General features: G+C 75.0%; 4 protein-coding genes. 2 read left to right on the forward strand and 2 right to left on the reverse strand.

Annotated elements, in window-relative coordinates; genetic code table 11:
- The coding region (locus ACJA3G_RS31605) for a GDP-mannose 4,6-dehydratase (protein WP_406556473.1) at positions 1-809 on the reverse strand (809 nt) is incomplete at its 3' end.
- Positions 806-1,969, reverse strand: coding sequence for a UDP-N-acetylglucosamine--N-acetylmuramyl-(pentapeptide) pyrophosphoryl-undecaprenol N-acetylglucosamine transferase (locus ACJA3G_RS31610; protein WP_406556474.1), 1,164 nt, complete (start codon positions 1,967-1,969; stop codon positions 806-808). The genes ACJA3G_RS31605 and ACJA3G_RS31610, both read right to left, overlap by 4 nt.
- 63 nt (positions 1,970-2,032) lie before the next feature.
- On the opposite strand from ACJA3G_RS31610, the gene ACJA3G_RS31615 reads away from it, so the two are divergent.
- Both ACJA3G_RS31615 and ACJA3G_RS31620 read left to right on the forward strand, forming a co-directional pair.
- Positions 2,033-2,740: a response regulator transcription factor gene (locus tag ACJA3G_RS31615; protein WP_406556475.1), complete on the forward strand. Its 708-nt coding sequence runs from the start codon at positions 2,033-2,035 to the stop codon at positions 2,738-2,740.
- Positions 2,737-4,113: a sensor histidine kinase gene (locus ACJA3G_RS31620; protein ID WP_406556476.1), complete on the forward strand. Its 1,377-nt coding sequence runs from the start codon at positions 2,737-2,739 to the stop codon at positions 4,111-4,113. Before ACJA3G_RS31615 ends, ACJA3G_RS31620 begins: the two co-directional genes overlap by 4 nt.
- Positions 4,114-4,172 lie beyond the last annotated feature (59 nt).

The following is a 4,172-nucleotide window of genomic DNA, read 5'->3' on the forward strand; positions in this document are numbered from 1 at the left end:
GTCACGATGCGCGCCTCGCGGCCCGAGGCCGTGATCAGCGCCGCGGCCAGGTCACCGATGGCGATCTCGCGGCCCGAGCCGAGGTTCACCACCTCCCCCACCGCCCGCTCGCACTCCGCCACCGCCAGGAACCCCCGCGCGGTGTCCGTCACATACGTGAAGTCACGCGTGGGAGTGAGCGAGCCGAGCCGGATCTCGCGTACACCCGCGTGGAGTTGGGACAGGATCGCCGGGATCACGGCCCGCGCCGACTGCCGCGGCCCGTACGTGTTGAACGGCCGCACCACCGTCACCGGCAGCTCGAAGGCGTGCCAGTGCGACAGGGCCAGCATGTCCGCGCCGATCTTCGACGCCGAGTAGGGCGACTGCGGCTGGAGCGGGTGGGACTCCGAGATGGGTACGGTCCGCGCCGTCCCGTACACCTCGCTGGTGGACGTGTGCACCAGCCGCCGCACCGAGTGGCGCCGGCAGGCCTCCGCGACGTTCTCGGTGCCGACCACGTTCGTCGCCACGTACGCGCCCGGGGAGTCGTAGCTGTACGGGATGCCGATCAGCGCGGCGAGGTGGAAGACGGTGTCGCAGCCGGCGACCGCGTCCGACACCCGCCCGGCGTCGCGTACGTCGCCCGCGATCATCTCGACGGCCGGGTGGTCGAGCAGATGCGCGAGGTGGCCCTTCTCCGCGTACGGCTTGTAGTGCACCAGGGCCCGTACCCGTGCGCCCCGCTCGACCAGCAGGTCCACCAGGGTCGATCCGATGAAGCCCTCGGCCCCGGTGACCAGGACGGTGCGGCTGTGCCAGCTGTTCATGCGGTGTGCTCCTCGCGGTACGCGTACGAAGGCGTGTAGGGGGTGGGGCGGGCGGCCAGTTCCAGGACCTTCGCCGCCAGCAGGTCGGCCGCGCGGGCGTGCGGTCCGGGGTCGGCCGCGCCCGTCATCGAGGCGAGCCGCCCGGGGTCGGACAGAAGCGGCTCGACCAGTTCGGCGAGCCGTTCGGGGGTGGCCTCGGCGTCCGGCAGCAGCAGCCCCGCCCCGGCGTCGACGAGCACCCGCGCGTTGTGCGTCTGGTGGTCGCCGGGCGCGTGCGGATACGGGACGAGGACCGCCGGCAGCCCCGTGCTGGCGAGCTCCGCGACGGTCGCGGAACCGGCCCGGCACACCGCCAGGTCGGCTGCCGCGTACGCGAGGTCCATCCGGTCCAGATAGGGCACGGCCCGCGCGCCCCACAGCCCGGTCAGCCGCCGCCGGGTCTCCTCCAGGGCGGCGGGACCGGTCTTGATCAGCAGATGGACGTCCTCGCGCCCCTGCCAGCGCCGGGCGAGGCCGACCGCCGCCTCGGTGAGCCGGGCCGCGCCGAGGCTGCCGCCGTTGACGAGCACGAGCCGCGCCCCGGGCGGTACGTCCAGCGCCCGCCGCGCCTCGGCCCGCAGCGTCGGCCGGTCGAGCCGGGCCAGCGCCGAGGCGATCGGCATCCCGGTGGTGACGGCGTCGGCGCCGCCCGCGAGATGGGCCCGGCTGCGGTCGAAGGCGACCGCGATGTTCCCGGTGAGCCGGGCCGCGAACTGGTTGGCCCGGCCGGGCACCGCGTTGGACTCGTGGATGAGGCTGGGCAGCCCGGCGAGTCTGGCCCCGACGATGACGGGCGCGCTGGGATAGCCGCCCATCCCCACGGCGACCTGCGCGCCCTGGGCCCGCAGGATCGTCCGGCACTGGGTGCCGGACCGCAGCAGCGCGGCGGGGAGCAGATAGCGGCGGGCGCCGAGCGCCGGGTCGAAGGGGATCATGCCGACGGTGTGCAGCCGGTAGCCGGCGGCCGGGATCAGCTCGCCCTCCAGGCCCCGTTCCGTACCGACGAACGAGATCACCGCGTCCGGGGCGGCCCGGCGCAGCGCCTCGGCGAGTGCGAGTCCGGGGTAGATGTGGCCGCCGGTGCCGCCCGCACCGATCACGACAGACAGTGGTGTGCGCATGCCCCGAACGGTCGCGGGGTGGCTTAAGAGGGTTCTAAGAGCGGTGTTTGGCACTCTTTGCCCATGAGCACCAGCACACACGCCCGGCCCCCGGCCCGCATCCTCGTCGTCGACGACGAGCCGGAGGTACGGGCCGCCGTGGAGGACGGCCTGTCCGTGGAGGGGTACGAGGTGCGGGGCGCCGCCGACGGGCTGGCGGCGCTCACCTCGATCGCCGTCTGGCAGCCGGACGCGGTGGTCCTGGACGTGATGATGCCGGTCCTGGACGGGCTCGCCGTCTGCCGCCGGCTGCGGGCGCTCGGCGACCGCACCCCGATCCTGGTACTGACCGCGCTCGACTCGGTGAGCGAGCGCGTCGACGGTCTGGAGGCGGGCGCCGACGACTATCTCGTCAAGCCCTTCGCCCTGGACGAACTCGTCGCACGGGTACGGGCGTTGCTGCGCCGGGCCGCGCCCGAGGAGCCGGAACCCGAGCGGCTGGTCTTCGCGGACCTGGTCCTCGACCCGGTGACCCGGACCGGCCACCGCTCGGGACGCCCGCTGGAGTTCAGCCGCACCGAGTCCGCGCTCCTGGAACTGCTGATGCGCCACCCCGGCCAGGTCCTGCCGCGCGAGATGATCCTGGAGCTCGTCTGGGGCCGCGACTTCGGCCCGGACTCCAACTCGCTCGCGGTGTACGTGGGTTATCTGCGCCGCAAGCTGGAGGCGGACGGCGAGCCCCGGCTCGTCCACACCGTCCACGGCGTCGGCTACCGGCTGGACACCGCGTGAGCGCCCGCCACCGCCTCGGGGCCCGCTGGCGGCGCCACCGCCCGCTGCGCACCCGGCTGGCGCTGGCCGCCTCGGCGGCGGTGGCGCTGGTCGCGCTGGGCGTCTGCACGGCCGCCTTCTTCGTGATCCGCTACGAGCTGTTCCACCAGCTCGATCTGAACCTGACCCAGTCCGCGACGCTGGCCGCCCAGCAGAACCGGGGCGAGGCCCCCGGTGTGCTCAACGGCGAGTGCCGCTTCCTGGCCGCCCCGGCCTGCGCCCAGATCGTCCCCCGCGACCGGGCGGACGACCCGGCCAAGCCGTATCTGCTGCCCGTTCCGCCGCAGGCCCGGGAGGTCGCGGCCGGGCAGCGCCGCCCGTACTTCACCAACATCCGGCTCTCCGGCCACCCGGCCCGGATGCTCACCACCACGCTGCCGCGCGGCGAGGCCCTCCAGGTCGCGCTGCGCGCGGACACGGTCGAGCAGGGCGTACGGCAGGCGGCCTGGTGGCTCGGCGGCGTGGGCGCGGCCGGGGTGCTGCTGGCCGCCGGCCTCGGCTACGGGGTCTCCCGGACCGGTCTCGCCCCGGTCGCCCGGCTCACCGCGACCGCCGAGCACATCGCGGCCACCCGGGACCCCGGCCACCGCATCGAGCTGCCGGCGGGCCCGGCCTACAAGGAGGACGAGGTGACCCGGCTCGCCGTGTCCTTCAACACCATGCTGGGCGAGCTGGAGCAGTCGGTGACCGCCCAGCGCCGGCTGGTCGCGGACGCCTCCCACGAGCTGCGCACCCCGCTGACCGCGCTGCGGACCAACGCCGAGCTCCTGGCCCGCGCCGACCGCCTGACCGAGGCCCAGCGCACCCGGGCGTCCTCGGCGCTGGGCCGGCAGATCCGGGAGGTGACGGTGATGGTGAACGACCTGATCGACCTGGCCAGGGACGAGGAGCCCGCCCCGCTCCTGGAGGAGGTGCGTCTCGCACCCCTGGTCGCGCACACCGTGGACACGGCCCGCGCGCACTGGCCGGCCACGCCGTTCCGCCTCGACCTGACGGACGCGTCCATCACGCTCCCGGGCGTCCCGGCCCGCCTCGCCCGCCTGCTGTCCAACCTGCTGGACAACGCGGCGAAGTTCAGCCCGCCGGGCGCCGAGGTGGAGGTGGCGCTGTCGGGCGGGGCGCTGACGGTACGGGACCACGGGCCGGGGATCGCCCCGGAGGACCTGCCGTACGTCTTCGACCGCTTCTACCGCGCCGACCGGGCCCGCGCGCTGCCCGGCTCGGGCCTGGGGCTGGCGATGGCCCGCCAGATCGCCCGCGCACACGGGGCGGACCTGACGGTCCGGAACGCCCCGGGCGGGGGTGCGGAATTCCGGGTGACGTGGCCCGGGTAGCCCCGCGGCGCGGCTCCTTCGTCTGCGGGCCGTCTGTGGCTGATCGCGCAGTTCCCCGC

Origin of the sequence: Streptomyces sp. YS-3 (assembly GCF_045257485.1) — a bacterium.
Classification (GTDB): domain Bacteria; phylum Actinomycetota; class Actinomycetes; order Streptomycetales; family Streptomycetaceae; genus Streptomyces.

Bases quoted from the DNA above. Each gene is read 5' to 3' on its own strand.
- ACJA3G_RS31610 (WP_406556474.1), bottom strand. From the start codon at position 1,969: ATGCGCACACCACTGTCTGTCGTGATCGGTGCGGGCGGCACCGGCGGC.
- ACJA3G_RS31615 (WP_406556475.1), top strand. From the start codon at position 2,033: ATGAGCACCAGCACACACGCCCGGCCCCCGGCCCGCATCCTCGTCGTC.